This is a genomic window from Ralstonia sp. ASV6 (genome assembly GCF_016429285.1).
Lineage (GTDB): Bacteria > Pseudomonadota > Gammaproteobacteria > Burkholderiales > Burkholderiaceae > Ralstonia > Ralstonia flaminis.
Map to the genome: position 1 here is coordinate 24,892 of NZ_JAELUI010000016.1, position 13,389 is coordinate 38,280.

Genomic DNA, 13,389 nt, shown 5'->3' on the forward strand with positions numbered 1-13,389 from the left:
GTTATCGCGGTATTGCGTTGAATAGATTGAAAAAATTCTCTGTCGTGGTGTTGGCAATACGATCCAACGGTTCCCCACGGAGCGTTGCGATAAATTCACCCACGTGCCGTACGTATGCTGGCTCGTTGGTTTTGCCGCGGAATGGCACCGGCGCAAGGTAGGGCGAATCGGTCTCGATCAGCATGCGGTCCAGCGGCACCTTCTTGGCGGTTTCCTGCAGGTCCACCGCGTTCTTGAACGTGACGATGCCCGAGAACGAGATGTAGAACCCAAGATCCAGCGCGGCCTTCGCCACGTCCCAGCTTTCGGTAAAGCAGTGCATGACGCCGCGTGCGGCCTGGGCATCCTCTTCGCGCATGATGGCCAGCGTGTCGTCCGCCGACGAGCGCGTATGGATCACCAGCGGCTTGCCGGTCTGCTTGGAGGCACGGATATGCGTGCGAAAACGCTCGCGCTGCCACTCCATGTCGGCCACGGTGCGATCGCCCAAGCGGTAGTAATCGAGCCCCGTCTCGCCAATGCCGACCACACGCGGGTGGTCCGCCAGCGCCAGCAGGCGCTCCAGCGTTGGCTCTTCAATGCGCGTGCCTTCTTCAATATCGGCTTCGGCATCCGGGTGCACACCCACAGTGGCGTACACGTTCGGCTCCTGCTCGGCGATCTCCAGTACGCTCGGGAAGTCTTCCAGCGTGACGGAAATGCACAGCGCGTGCGTAACGCGGTTTTCGCGCATGCGGGTCAGCAGATCCGGAAGGCGCGCCCGGAGATCCGGAAAATTGATATGGCAGTGGGAATCAACAAACATCAGAAAATCAGCAAGTTACGGCACAAATTTCATGCGCCGTCTCATAAAAGGTATCAGAGCGTTTGCGTGGGGCGTTGCGAGTTGATCTGCTTGCCCAGCAGCTCCTCAACCACGCGGCGCAGCACGCGGCAGGGTTCGTCTTCCCCCAGGTGCACGCCGATCCCCGGTGTTCTGTTTGGCGTGCCAACGGGCGTGATCCAGGCCACCTTGCCGGCCACTTGATATTTCTGCGGGCGGTCCAGCAGCGATAGCACGAGGAAGACGTCTTCACCGATGCGGTAAGGCCGCTGGGTAGGCACAAAGATGCCGCCGTTCTTCAGGAACGGCATATAGGCGGCGTGCAGGCCGGCTTCATCCTTGATGGCCAGGGAGACAATGCCCGGGCGCGTCGGGGCGCCAGCAGCCATGCCTGGGGCAGCAGGAGCGCCAGGGGTGACCGGTGTACCAGGCGTACGAAGAGGTGCAGTGCTCACAGAGGTTCCAGGAGTTCAGTTTCAGGCAGCAGGAAAAAGCTGCCGGTAATCCAGCAAAAGGCTTTCGATGACGAGCCGTGCAGCCAGCGGATGCTGCTCGGTACGGCGCCGTTCGGGCAAGGCACGGGCGAAACGCTCCAGGCGGTCCAGCGGGATGGCGCTTGCGCAACGCTGCAATGCGTCGCGCTGGGCCGGGAAATACCGTGGGCGCCCTGCCAGCCTTGCAGCCATCAGATCAAATACCCATCGGTGCATGGTACTGAGAACGGCGGGAACCGACAATTTCTGTAAATGATCGGCGGTGGCCAGTGCGTCGAGTTTCGAACCTTGGCCCAGCTGCTCGAGCAAAAACTGCAACAGTGGCCGGTCTTCGGACTCGGCGGCCGATAGCGCAGCCAGCGGTGCATTGCCGTATTCAGCCAGCAGGTTTTGCGCGTGCGGTACGCCCTGCTGCTCCAGCCACTGGCGCGCGGCGTCGGGCTGAGGCGGCTGCAGCGGAAACTGCCGGCAACGCGACAGGATGGTCGGCAGGATGCGGTCGATACGATCCGTCACCAGCAGGAAGATGGTGTCCTGTGGCGGCTCTTCCAGCGTCTTGAGCAGCGCGTTGGCGCCTTCGGTCTGCAGCGCATCCAGCGGGTACAGCACTACCACGCGCAGCCCTGCCCGGTGCGTGCCCACACCAATCGCCTCAATCAGGCTGCGCACCTGCTCCATGCGGATGATCTTGCTGGGCGCCTTCTTCTTACCCTCGGCGTCCTTCTCGGTCTCGGGCGCATCTTCCATGGCCTCAGGGCGCACAAGATGGAAGTCCGGATGGTTACCCTGCGCGAACCAGTTGCAGGCCGCGCACGTGCCACAAGGCTGACCGTCGGCCGCGGGTGTGTCGCACAGCAGGCCCTGCGCAAAGTGCATGGCGAAATCGCGCTTGCCGGTGCCGGCCTGCCCGTTCAGCAGGATGGCGTGCGGCAGCTTGGACCGCATGGCCTGCAGGCGCGCCCAGTCAGCGGATTGCCAAGGATAAAGCATCATAAATCAATGGGTTGCGCTAGATTGTTGATGCGAAAGCTCGCCGTGAAACCATTATTTCAGTATCGGAAATTGCACGCAAAATCAAAGCACTGCAAGCAACTTCTCTAAGTCTTTCTGGAGTTCGCCGCGCTCGCGGTTGGCGTCCAGCACAACAAAACGCAGCGGCTCGGCGGCGGCGCGGCGCAGGTATTCGGCACGCGTGCGCAGGAAGAACTGGGCGGACTCTGCCTCGAACTTGTCGGGCGTGCGGGCGTCTGCCAGGCGCGCGGCGGCAATTTCGGGGGCGAGATCAAAGAGGATGGTCTTGGTTGGCTGCAGGCCCTGTTGCACCCACTGCTCCAGCGCTTCAAGCCGGTCAATGGCCAAGCCCCTGCCTCCACCCTGGTAGGCGAAGGTGGCGTCGGTGAAACGGTCGGAAATGACCCAATCGCCGCGATCGAGCGCGGGTTGAATCACCTCGGCGATGTGCTCGCGGCGGCTGGCGAACATCAGCAGCGCTTCGGTTTCCAGGTGCATGCGTTCGTGCAGCAGCACCTCGCGCAGGCGTTCGCCCAGGGGCGTGCCACCCGGCTCACGGGTGACGACCACATTCTTGCCTTGCGGCGCGAGCTTGGCCTGCAATTGCTGGGCGAACCACGCCAGGTGCGTGCTCTTGCCCGCGCCGTCGATACCTTCGAATGTAATGAACTTGCCGGTCATGGTTGGCCGCGCTGGTATTTGTTGACGGCCCGGTTGTGGTCCGTCAGGTTGGTCGAAAACTGGCTGCTGCCGTCACCGCGCGCCACGAAGTACAGCGCATCGGACGCCGCGGGGTTCAGCGCCGCTTGCAGCGAGGCCATGCCCGGCAGCGAGATCGGCGTGGGCGGCAGGCCGGCGCGCGTGTAGGTGTTGTACGGCGTGTCTGCCTGCAGATCGCGCTTGCGCAGATTGCCGTCAAAGCCGGCACCGATGCCGTAGATGACGGTCGGGTCGGTCTGCAGCAGCATGTTCTTGCGCAGGCGGTTGACGAACACCGCCGCGATCATCGGTCGGTCGACCTTCTGGCCGGTCTCTTTCTCGATGATGGAGGCCATGGTCAAGGCTTCGTACGGGGTCTTGTACGGCAGGTCGAGCGGCCGCTTGGCCCAGGCGTCGGCCAGGCGTTTCTGCATGGCCTGGTAGGCGTGGCGATAGAGCTCCACATCACTGCTGCCACGTGCAAAGAGATAGGTATCGGGGAAGAACAGGCCTTCCGGATTGGCTTCGGGTGCGCCGATCTTGCGCATCAAATCGGCGTCGGACAGGCCCGCCGTGTCGTGCTTGAGCGCTGGCTCCGCATCCACCACCGCGCGCATCTGGCGCATCGACCAGCCTTCAATGACGGTGACGACGTAGTGCGTGACCTCGCCGCGCGCCATCTTGTCGAGGATGGACAACGGCGTGGCGCCGGTCTCCAATTCGTAGCCGCCGGCCTTCAGGCTCTTGGCGTTGCCGGTAGCGCGCGCCACGAGCGAGAACAACTGCGGTTGCACGCCCACGCCCGCGCTGGCGAGCTGCTTGCCGACCGAGATCACGCTCGAGTTCGGCTTGATCACCACTTCCAGCGACGGTGCCGGAAGGCTCACCGGTTGCTGGGCCCACCACACCACGCCGCCTGCCGCCGCCAGCGCGATCAGGATCGCCAGCAGAATCAAGCGCTTGAGAAAAGAGAACATTGCGTTGCGTATTGACGGAATCCACGTGCGGAACGACTCGGCCGCAGCTTTGTCCGCACTATTGACATGGGTTGAGAGGACACAAACTGCCCTTCAGACAGCCTCATATAATACCGGGTCAATCTCAGGCAGCCTGCACACCATGAATGTCGTTTTCCAGGATTTCGTCGATACGCTCAGCTTTCCTCCGCTCGACGTCCAATTTGACGCCGCCACGCGCGGCAGCGTGCTGTCTGCGCCGACCAACCTCGCGCGCATTGCCGTTGAAGGCGCGGATGCGGCCGAATTCCTCCATAACCAGCTGACCAACGCCGTCACGGGCCTGGGGCCCAACCAGGCTCGTCTGGCCGGCTACTGCTCGCCCAAAGGGCGCCTGCTGGCCACGCTGTTGATGTGGCGCCAGGCCGATACGATCGTGCTGCAGGCCGACAAGCTGGTCGCCCCGGCGCTTACCAAGCGCCTGTCGATGTTCGTGCTGCGTGCCAAGGCCAAGCTGCGTCCGATGGACGAGTTCATCGCCATCGGCGTCGCCGGGCCGGATGCGGCCGATGCCCTGCTGGCGGCCGGCGCCGTGCTGCCGGAGTCGGATGCCATCTACGCCGTTGCACAGCAGCCGGCCACGGTGGGCCAGCAGGTTGGCGCAGTGATCCGCCTGCCCGACGCCGACGGCCGCCCGCGCTATCAATGGATGGTGCACGCCGAGCATTTCCAGCATGCATGGAAGATGCTGTCGTCGCGCCTGTCGCTGATCGGCACTGAGGTGTGGGACTGGTTGAGCCTGCAGGCAGGTGTGCCGCAAATCACCCTGCCCACGCAAGAGCAGTTCGTGCCGCAGATGGTGAACCTGGAGTTGCTGGGCGGTGTCGATTTCAAAAAAGGCTGCTATCCCGGCCAGGAAATCGTCGCGCGCAGCCAGTATCGCGGCACGCTCAAGCGGCGCATGCAACGCGCCCACGTGAATGCTCCCACCTCGGCAGGCGCCGAGGTCTACAGCGCAGCCGATCCGAGCCAGCCGTGCGGCATGGTCGTGAATGCGGCAATGGCACCGGACGGCGGCACGGACTTGCTGGTCGAGTTGAAGCTGGATGCGCTCGACACCGTCATCCACCTCGCCACGTTTGACGGCCCGGTGTTGACGTTGCAGAACCTGCCGTACACGATTCCCGTTTCAGAAAACGCCTGATACCGGACACCCATCATGGCCGATCACCTGTTCGTCTACTTCCGCATCGCCGAGCGCGACGCCGCCGCTGCCCTGCCACGCTGGCAACGCTGGCTCGACACGGTGGAAGAAGCGACCGGCGTGACCGGCACCGTGATGCGTCGCCCCGAGCTACGCGACGGGCAGGCCACGTGGATGGAGTGCTACCACGATATCCCGCCTGCCTTTACCGCTACGCTGGCCGGCCTGTGGGAGACCGGCGGCCCGCGCGAATTCGTTGCGGGCGAACGCCATGCGGAGCTTTTCGTTGATCTGGAGAACGGTTAGCCCCGTACTCGCGTAATCGTCATCGCAAAAACTCGGCTGGCTGCTATGCTTGGCCGAAGCCCTCGCGACACAGGTCGTCACATTGACCACTCGCTTGGCACGTTCAAAGGAAGTGCTCATGTGTTTGATTCTCACGGCCTGGCACGCCCACCCCGCCTACGCACTAGTGGTGGCCGCCAACCGGGACGAATTCTATGACCGCCCCGCGGCGCCGCTGGCGTGGTGGAGCGATGCGCCCAACGTACTCGCCGGGCGCGATCTGGCCCAGGTTGTCGGCCACGCAGGCACGTGGATGGGGATGACACGCGACGGCCGTTTTGCAGCGCTGACCAACTACCGTGCGCCGTCCGAGCGCCGCCCCGATGCGCGCTCACGCGGTGAATTGGTCTCCAATTTCCTGACGGCCGATGAGGCGTCGATCCCGACGTACCTCGATAGCCTGACCACTCGCGACCGCGCTTACAACGGCTACAACCTGCTGACCGCCACGCGCGACGAACTCTGGTGGACCAGCAACCGCGCAGACGCCCCGCTCAAGCTGGCGCCCGGCGTATACGGGCTGTCAAATGCGTTGCTCGACACGCCGTGGTTCAAGGTACGCCACCGCATGGCCGCGTTTGCCGAGGCCTTGGCCGCTGATACCGGCCGACACGGCAACGCGCTGGACGTGTCCCGCTATATCAACCTGATGGCCGAGACACGAGAAGCCCCCACCGGCGCCCTGCCTGCCACCGGCGTGGCACCAGAGTGGGAAAAGCTGCTCTCCGCCGCATTCATCCGCTCGCCGCGCTATGGCACGCGTGCCACTACCGTGCTGCGCATCCGCCACGATGGCTGCTTCGACGTGACCGAGCGCCGCTTCGACGCGCAAGGGCAGATTGGCGAGACACGCTACCTCGGCGTGCTCGATACCGTTACGCACGCCGATATGTAAGCGCGCATCGACTCATGCCGTCTCTTGTTTGGCGGCAACAAGCTGGTCGATTTCGGTGATGGCCGCACCGCCCGGACGCAGCGCAGAATGCTCACGCTTGGACTGCACCAGCGGGTAGAACATTTGCGCGGTCCAGCGCTCCTCGCCAAACAATACGTCGTCCTGCAAGCCGATCTGCGCGGGGTACTTGCGCGTGATGTGGGCGGTGCCGAACAGCACGTCCCAGAAGAACAGCAGGTTGCCGAAATTGCCCTTGTAGTGGCCGATGCCATCGGCGTTGGTAAGCGCGTGGTGCGCCCAATGCGTAGCAGGCGTGGAAATGGTGCGCTCAATCACCCACATCAGTGGGCGCAGCGCGCGAATGCGGTACAGCGGCGCATCCCACGGCCAGGCGCAATGCGCGCCCAGAATGACGGCCACCTTCACCAGCAGATACACCCCGTAGACGCTGCCGAAACCCAGATACACCGCCACACCGCCAATCCACAGGCCGGGCATCATCAGGTAGTAGAAGAAGTTGTTGCGGTATGTGACACGCACGCTCATGTACGACGAGCTGTGATGCGCGCGGTGCAACGGCCACAGCAGTGGTGTGTGCGAGGCACGGTGCCAAAGATACTGCGTGAGGTCATCGCCGATCAGCAGCAGGCCGGTCATGGCCCACCACGGCAGATTGGCCCAGGCGTTGTGCTGCGCAGGCATGAGCCAGTTGCACAGCGCGTTGCTGCCCAGCAGCGCAATCGGCTGGGTGATGGCGACCAGGCTAACGAACATCAGCACTTCCAGCCATGCGTCGTTGGCGGTGGCCTTGCCGCTGACACTGGCCTGGTAGCGCCGTGTGACGAACTCCATGGCGCCGAAGCCCAGGATGCAGGCGACGATCAGTGCCAATTGCAGGTGTGAACTCATCGGGTGTCTCCTCGCTTTTGTAGCGAATTTTTATGAAGACAAGCCTAGGCGTGGTAATTCAATGCGTCCAATGCATAATAAACATCTATTCAATGCAATGGACGCAACAGCATGGACTTGCGCCGCCTGAGTCACGTCGTTGCCCTGGCTGACACCCTGCATTTCGCCCGCGCCGCCGAGTTGGCGCACCTTAGCCAACCTGCCTTCAGCCGAAGCATCCAGGCCATCGAAGATGACCTTGGCATCCGCCTGTTCGACCGTGATGTGGGCGGCGTGCGCCCCACTGCAGCGGGTGAGTTCGTGATCGCACGGGGGCGCAAGCTGCTGTTCGAGGCGCGGTGCCTGCAGCGTGACGTAGATCTTTACCGTGACAGCCAACTCGGCGATACCGCCTTTGGCGTGGGGCCGCTGCTGACTGCCACCTTGATGCCGCAGGCGTTGCGTGAGTTGCGGCAACTGCATCCACAAGTGGCGCTGCGCATGGAAGTCGGCAACTGGGTACAACTACTAGAAAGCCTGCGCACGGAAAGCATCGAGTTCTTCGCTGCGGACGTGCGCGACATGCCAAAAGACGCCGCGTTGGATATCCAGCCCATCGGCGGTCAACCGCCCCATCTGTACGTGCGGGCCGGCCACCCGCTGGCGCAGCGTGAGCACACGTTGCGCGAAGTGTGGGAATACGGCATTGCCGTGCCGAAGCTGCTGAGCCCGTCGAAGGTGGAATTGGCCGCCCTGCTGGGTTTGCCTGCGGGCGAGGAAGTCAGCATTGCGCTCGAATGTGACAACTACGGCGTGCTCAAGACGGTCGCGCTCACCACCGACACCGTGCTCGGCGCAACAGATGCCGCCCTACGCGAGGAACTGGAGTCCGGCGCACTTGTACGGCTGGCGGTAAAAGGCTGGCTGTCGCCGCCGTCCATCACGGGGATTGTGCGACTGCACGGCAGAACGTCGTCGCCGGCGGCACAGGCTGCGATCGAAGCGATCGTGCGCGCCGCCCGCGCGATCAACGTGTAGGCGGTCTGTTACAGCACGCGGCGCATGGTCCGGTGCGGGATGCCCGCCTCTTCAAACTCTGCGCCCTCGGCGGTAAAGCCAGCGCGTGTATAGAACGGCATGGCGTGGGTTTGCGCGTTCAGGATCAGTTCTGGGTAACCGAGCGACCGGGCCTTGTCGATCAACGCTTGCAGTACACATGCGCCAACGCCCGTGCCGCGCGCCTCCTTGCGCACAGCCATGCGGCCGATGTGGCCGTCCGGCAGTAGACGGCCGGTAGCAACTGCGCGGCCGGCCGTATCGTGCGCCAGGGCGTGCCAGCACTGGTCGTCCCACTCGTCCCATTCGAGTTCAACAGGCACGCCCTGCTCGACCACAAACACGTCGTAGCGAATGGCGCGCGCTTCTTCGCGCACGGTGTCCCAGCGGTCGATTTCAACGCCGGCAAGCGGGCGGACAGATTCAGGGGCAGTCATGTTTCAGGCTTGAGAACTTCAAAATTGAGAATGCGATCGCGCAGCGTCTCGGGAAGCGGCGCGGAGGTCTGCGTAGCGGGATCGGCGCATACGTAGATGACCTCGCCGGTAACGAGATGCTCGTCTTCGCGATACATCTCAATGATAAAACGCATGCTGGAGCGGCCCAAGCGCGCCACGCGGCAACGCAGGTCCAGCTCGTCGTCAAAGCGCGCGGACGCATGGTATTCGAGCGTGGATTTGACCACGTAGAAGTCGACACCAAACGTATCAACCACATCCACCGGATATCGCACGCCGATGCTGCGCCAATACTCGGTGATGCAGACATCGGCATACAACAGGTAGTGGCCATTGAAGACGATGCTCTGCGCATCGACTTCGGCCCAGCGCACACGCAATGGCGTGCTGTGGCGGAAATCCTCAATCGCCATGCGGGTCTCCTCTCATTGTTGCTTACTCCGTCTCGGTGCCGAAGGCGCGGCGCAGTGCAGTGGCGGCGTCGCGGTGTGCATCTTCGACTGCCGGCACAAAGCGGCCGATCTTGAAGAAGTCGTGGATCATGCCTTCGTACAGCTTCAGTTCGGCTGGCACACCGGCATCGCGCAGCTTGTTCGCGTAGCCGATGCCGGCATCGCGGATCGGGTCGAAGCCAGCCACCGCAATCCACGCGGGGCACACGCCTTGCACATCGGCGCCGTGGCCACCGGCATCCAGCGGGGCGAAGCGCCAGTCGTCGCGGTCGGCATCCGTGCGCAGGTATTGCGAGAAGAACCAGTGGATCATCTCCTGCGTGAGCAGGTAGCCCTCGGCGAATTTGCGGTGTGACGGCGTGGTCTCGCGCGCAGTGGTGCCGGGGTAGATCAACAGTTGCAGAACAGGCGCGAGGCCTCGGTTACGTGCCTCGATGGCACTGATGGCAGCTAGCGTTCCGCCCGCGCTGTCGCCGCCGAACGCGATGCGCGCGGGGTCGGCGCCGATGGTGACGGCTTCATCGAACACCCACTGCAGCACGTCAAACGCGTCGTTTGCTGCGGTCGGGAATTTCCACTCCGGCCCGAGCCGATAGTCCACCGACAACACCATCGCCCCGGATTTGGCTGCCAATGATCGGCAGAGTTGATCGTGCGTCCTGATGCTGCCCACGGTGAAACCGCCACCGTGAAAGTACACCAGCAACGGCAGCGGATCGGCCCAGCTCACCTCACGTGCGGCATAGGTACGGATGGGAATCGCATGACCGTCGCGCGCAGTGACCGTCAGGTCATGTACGGCTTCCAGCGGAATGGCCGGGATGTCGACAATGGGGCTGCTCTTTTCGTAGGCGATCTTGGCGTCGGCGGGGTCGAGCGCATTCAACGGCGGACGCTTGGCACGCGCAACCAGGTCGAGCAACTGGGCAACGTGCGGGTCGAGAGACGGGTGCTGCATGAGGGCGTTAACTGAACGATCGTTCTAATTTAGCTATCATCGGAGTATCCATTGAACCACGCCCGCACGACAAGACGGGTGATGCACACATCCATCGGAGACAGCGCATGGCCCTCATCTACTACCTCACCCACGTCCACCTCGGCTTCGGCACGGTCAACGAACTGAAAAGCGAATGCGCGCGCGTCGGCATCCGCCGGCCAATGATCGTGACCGACAAGGGCGTGGCCGCCGCCGGGCTGGCCCAGCGGGCCATCGATGCCACGGGCGGGCTGCCCATCACCGTGTTCGACGAAACGCCCTCCAACCCGACCGAGGCGATGGTGCTGAAGGCCACCGCGCAGTACAAGGACGCCGGCTGCGACGGGCTGATCGCCATTGGCGGTGGTTCGTCGATCGACCTGGCCAAGGGCATCGCCATTGCGGCGACGCACCCCGAGCCACTGACCACCTACGCCACCATCGAGGGCGGCAGCGCAAAGATCACGGAAGCGGCGGCACCGCTGATCGCCATTCCCACCACAGCCGGCACCGGCAGCGAGGTGGCGCGCGGTGCCATCATCATCCTGGAAGACGGTCGCAAGCTTGGATTCCACTCGTGGCACCTGCTGCCTAAATCGGCGATCTGCGATGCGGAATTGACGCTCGGCCTGCCGCCCGCGCTCACGGCCGCCACCGGCATGGATGCCATCGCGCATTGCATTGAGACCTTCCTCGCCCCGGCCTTCAATCCGCCCGCCGATGGCATCGCGCTGGATGGACTGGAGCGCGCCTGGGCCAATATCGAACGCGCCACGCGTGATGGTGCCGACCGAGATGCACGGCTCAATATGATGAGCGCCTCGATGCAGGGTGCGATGGCGTTCCAGAAGGGGCTGGGGTGCGTGCATTCGCTGTCGCACCCGCTGGGCGGTGTGAAAGTGAACGGCAAGACCGGGTTGCACCACGGCACGCTCAATGCGGTGGTGCTGCCTGCCGTGCTGCGCTTTAACGAAACAGCGGAAACCGTGGTGCGGGACAACCGCTACGCGCGCATGCGCCGCGTGATGAACCTGCCCGCGGGCGCTGATCTGGCCCAAGCCGTACACGATCTAACGGCGCGTTTGGGACTGCCGACCAGCCTGCGCCAGATGGGTGTGCCGGAAGACGCGCTGGAGCACGTGGTGGAAGGCGCACTGCTCGACCACTGCCACAAGACCAACCCGCGCATCGCCACGGCAGATGACTACCGCCGCATGCTTGCGGAGTCGATGTAAGCCGGCGCGTTACGAAACGAACGGCCGGATCAGCGCGGTGATGCGCTCCGGCTGTTCGTGCACCACCCAATGCGTGCCGTTGGGAATGCGCTCAAGGCGCAGATCGGGAATGAAGCGCTCCAGCCCGTTGAGCAGGCCTTTCGGCAGCGCCATATCCATCTCGCCCCAGATCACCAGCGTGGGCACCTTCACGACAAACGCGTCGGGCGGCATCTGGTCGATGCGCAACGGTGCGGTGCCCTCGGTGGGCGGATGCAATGGTGAAGCACGGTAATAGTTCACGCCCCCAGTTAGCCCGTGCGAGCCGCCCTCGCCCGGCTGGCTCCATGCAGCGTGATAGCGTGCCCGCACCTCCGGCGTGAACCACTCGGCCACCGGCTGGCCCATGCCGTGGAAGAAACCTTCCAGCTTCTCGAATTCGTTGGCGGCCAGCGCCTCTTCCGAGCCCGGCTTGCGCAGCCAGTTCATGTACGCCGACGAAGCCTGCTGCGTCGGATCGCTCAGCAACGCATTCGCAAACACCCACGGGTGCGGCGAATTGACGATCACCAGCCGCTCCACCAACTCCGGATGCTGGATTGCCAGGTTCCAGCAGATCGCCCCGCCCCAATCGTGGGCAACCACGATGGCGCGCTCATACCCCAGCGCCGTAATGAGCTGCGCCAGATCCTGCACCAGGAACTTCGGACGATACGCATCCACCGCCGCTGGCTTGCTCGACAGGTTGTAGCCGCGCATATCGGGCGCCACAGCAAAGTGCGTATCACCGAATGCCGCAAGCTGTGACTCCCACTCGTACCAGAACTCCGGAAAGCCATGCACGAACAGCATCAGCGGCGCACCGCGCTTGCCGGCGCTGGCGTAATGCAGCCGCATGCCGTTGGGCAGATCGGCGAACTGCGATTCAGTGATGGCGGCGGTCGTCATGGCGGCTCCGGAGTCTTGGGTGTCGGCGTTAGTCGCGCAGTGCTTCCACCAGACGTGCACGCACATCCGGCTTACCTTCGAACGGATCGGACGGATTGCGCTGCGAGATGATGTCTTCAAAGCGATGCTGCACCGGTGCCAGCGCGTGCGGGTGCGAATAGATGTAGAAGCTCGCGTCGCGGATCGCATCAAACGTCATCTGGCCGACCTGCTCCGCCGTCACCTTGCCAGAGCTGACGGCCTTGTCCGACATGGCTTGCGACACAAGCTGTGATTTCGTGGGCGGCGCCGTATTGGCAAGGTCCTGCGGGCGATTGCGGTGTGACTTAGTAATGCCCGTCGGCACAAAGTACGGGCACAGCACCGAGCAATGGATCTGCTCGGTCACCAGGCTCAAGTCCTGATACAGCGATTCGGACAACGCCACCACCGCATGCTTGGACACGTTGTAGATACCCATGGCCGGCGCATTCAACAGCCCCGCCATCGATGCCGTATTGACGATATGGCCTTCGTACGACGGGTCCTTCTTGGCGGCTTCCAGCATCAGCGGCGTGAAGATGCGCACGCCGTGGATCACGCCGTGCAGGTTCACGCCCAGCACCCAGTCCCAATCGCGCTCGGTGTTCTCCCAGATCAGCCCGCCGGCGCCCACGCCTGCGTTGTTGAACAGCAGGTTGACCTTGCCGAACGTCTTGATGGCAGCATCGGCCAACGCCTGTACGTCTTCCACCTTCGACACGTCAACGCGCAGGCCGATGACTTCCACGCCCTGCGCTGCAAACTCAGCCACAGCCGCATCCAGCGCGTCCTGCTGGATATCGGCCAGCACCAGCTTCATGCCCAACCCGGCCGCGTTCTTGGCGAACTCCTTGCCGAAACCCGACGCACCGCCCGTGATGACGGCCACGCCGCCTGCGAATTGCTTCATACGTGTCTCTCTCGTGTTGTTGTCATGAAAGGGGAT

Annotated in this window: 16 protein-coding genes; 5 read left to right on the top strand and 11 right to left on the bottom strand. The window is 63.4% G+C overall.

What is annotated here, in order from left to right; all coding sequences use genetic code 11:
* Window position 1: 1 nt before the first annotated feature.
* The 5 genes from JHD73_RS04665 to mltG all read right to left on the bottom strand — a co-directional run bounded on the left by JHD73_RS04665 (window position 2) and on the right by mltG (window position 4,004).
* Window positions 2-805, bottom strand: a complete 804-nt coding sequence (locus JHD73_RS04665; RefSeq protein ID WP_199028268.1) for a TatD family hydrolase — start codon at window positions 803-805, stop codon at window positions 2-4.
* 53 nt (window positions 806-858) lie between these two features.
* Entirely contained in the window at window positions 859-1,278 is a 420-nt protein-coding gene (locus JHD73_RS04670) for a PilZ domain-containing protein (protein ID WP_199028270.1), read from the bottom strand.
* 21 nt (window positions 1,279-1,299) lie between these two features.
* A complete protein-coding gene (locus JHD73_RS04675; protein WP_199028272.1) occupies window positions 1,300-2,310 on the bottom strand; it encodes a DNA polymerase III subunit delta' in 1,011 nt (336 codons plus the stop codon).
* An 81-nt stretch (window positions 2,311-2,391) separates the two neighbouring features.
* Window positions 2,392-3,009: a dTMP kinase gene (gene tmk / locus JHD73_RS04680; RefSeq protein WP_199028274.1), complete on the bottom strand. Its 618-nt coding sequence runs from the start codon at window positions 3,007-3,009 to the stop codon at window positions 2,392-2,394.
* A complete protein-coding gene (mltG, locus tag JHD73_RS04685; protein WP_199028276.1) occupies window positions 3,006-4,004 on the bottom strand; it encodes an endolytic transglycosylase MltG in 999 nt (332 codons plus the stop codon). The genes tmk and mltG overlap by 4 nt, the downstream gene beginning before the upstream one ends.
* A gap of 142 nt (window positions 4,005-4,146) precedes the next feature.
* Here mltG and JHD73_RS04690 point away from each other — a divergent pair, with 142 nt between their 5' ends.
* From JHD73_RS04690 to JHD73_RS04700, 3 genes are all read left to right on the top strand, one after another.
* The gene (locus tag JHD73_RS04690; RefSeq protein WP_199028278.1) at window positions 4,147-5,187 is read left to right on the top strand and encodes a folate-binding protein YgfZ; all 1,041 of its coding nucleotides are present in this window, start codon (window positions 4,147-4,149) and stop codon (window positions 5,185-5,187) included.
* A gap of 15 nt (window positions 5,188-5,202) precedes the next feature.
* Window positions 5,203-5,493 carry a DUF4936 family protein gene (locus JHD73_RS04695; RefSeq protein WP_199028280.1) on the top strand — a complete coding sequence of 97 codons (291 nt, stop codon included), beginning with the start codon at window positions 5,203-5,205 and terminating at the stop codon, window positions 5,491-5,493.
* Window positions 5,494-5,611: 118 nt separating this feature from the next.
* Window positions 5,612-6,427 (top strand): NRDE family protein, encoded by an 816-nt coding sequence (locus JHD73_RS04700; protein WP_199028282.1) that lies wholly within the window; start codon window positions 5,612-5,614, stop codon window positions 6,425-6,427.
* A gap of 12 nt (window positions 6,428-6,439) precedes the next feature.
* Here the strand turns inward: JHD73_RS04700 and JHD73_RS04705 are convergent, their stop codons facing one another.
* Window positions 6,440-7,336, bottom strand: coding sequence for a sterol desaturase family protein (locus tag JHD73_RS04705; protein ID WP_199028283.1), 897 nt, complete (start codon window positions 7,334-7,336; stop codon window positions 6,440-6,442).
* Window positions 7,337-7,447: 111 nt separating this feature from the next.
* On the opposite strand from JHD73_RS04705, the gene JHD73_RS04710 reads away from it, so the two are divergent.
* Window positions 7,448-8,353 (top strand): LysR family transcriptional regulator, encoded by a 906-nt coding sequence (locus JHD73_RS04710; protein ID WP_199028285.1) that lies wholly within the window; start codon window positions 7,448-7,450, stop codon window positions 8,351-8,353.
* An 8-nt stretch (window positions 8,354-8,361) separates the two neighbouring features.
* On the opposite strand, the gene JHD73_RS04715 is transcribed toward JHD73_RS04710, so the two are convergent.
* The 3 genes from JHD73_RS04715 to JHD73_RS04725 are packed head-to-tail and all read right to left on the bottom strand — an operon-like array spanning window position 8,362 to window position 10,239.
* Complete coding sequence (locus JHD73_RS04715; protein ID WP_199028287.1) at window positions 8,362-8,808, bottom strand: GNAT family N-acetyltransferase; 447 nt, start codon at window positions 8,806-8,808, stop codon at window positions 8,362-8,364.
* Window positions 8,805-9,242, bottom strand: coding sequence for a thioesterase family protein (locus tag JHD73_RS04720; protein WP_199028289.1), 438 nt, complete (start codon window positions 9,240-9,242; stop codon window positions 8,805-8,807). Before JHD73_RS04720 ends, JHD73_RS04715 begins: the two co-directional genes overlap by 4 nt.
* A gap of 22 nt (window positions 9,243-9,264) precedes the next feature.
* Window positions 9,265-10,239 carry an alpha/beta hydrolase gene (locus tag JHD73_RS04725; protein ID WP_199028291.1) on the bottom strand — a complete coding sequence of 325 codons (975 nt, stop codon included), beginning with the start codon at window positions 10,237-10,239 and terminating at the stop codon, window positions 9,265-9,267.
* 107 nt (window positions 10,240-10,346) lie between these two features.
* Between JHD73_RS04725 and JHD73_RS04730 the strand changes: the two genes are divergently transcribed.
* Window positions 10,347-11,495: an iron-containing alcohol dehydrogenase gene (locus JHD73_RS04730; protein ID WP_199028293.1), complete on the top strand. Its 1,149-nt coding sequence runs from the start codon at window positions 10,347-10,349 to the stop codon at window positions 11,493-11,495.
* A 9-nt stretch (window positions 11,496-11,504) separates the two neighbouring features.
* Here the strand turns inward: JHD73_RS04730 and JHD73_RS04735 are convergent, their stop codons facing one another.
* The gene (locus JHD73_RS04735; protein ID WP_199028295.1) at window positions 11,505-12,422 is read right to left on the bottom strand and encodes an alpha/beta fold hydrolase; all 918 of its coding nucleotides are present in this window, start codon (window positions 12,420-12,422) and stop codon (window positions 11,505-11,507) included.
* Between the two features lie 28 nt (window positions 12,423-12,450).
* Entirely contained in the window at window positions 12,451-13,353 is a 903-nt protein-coding gene (locus JHD73_RS04740) for an SDR family oxidoreductase (protein ID WP_199028297.1), read from the bottom strand.
* Window positions 13,354-13,389: the final 36 nt, after the last annotated feature.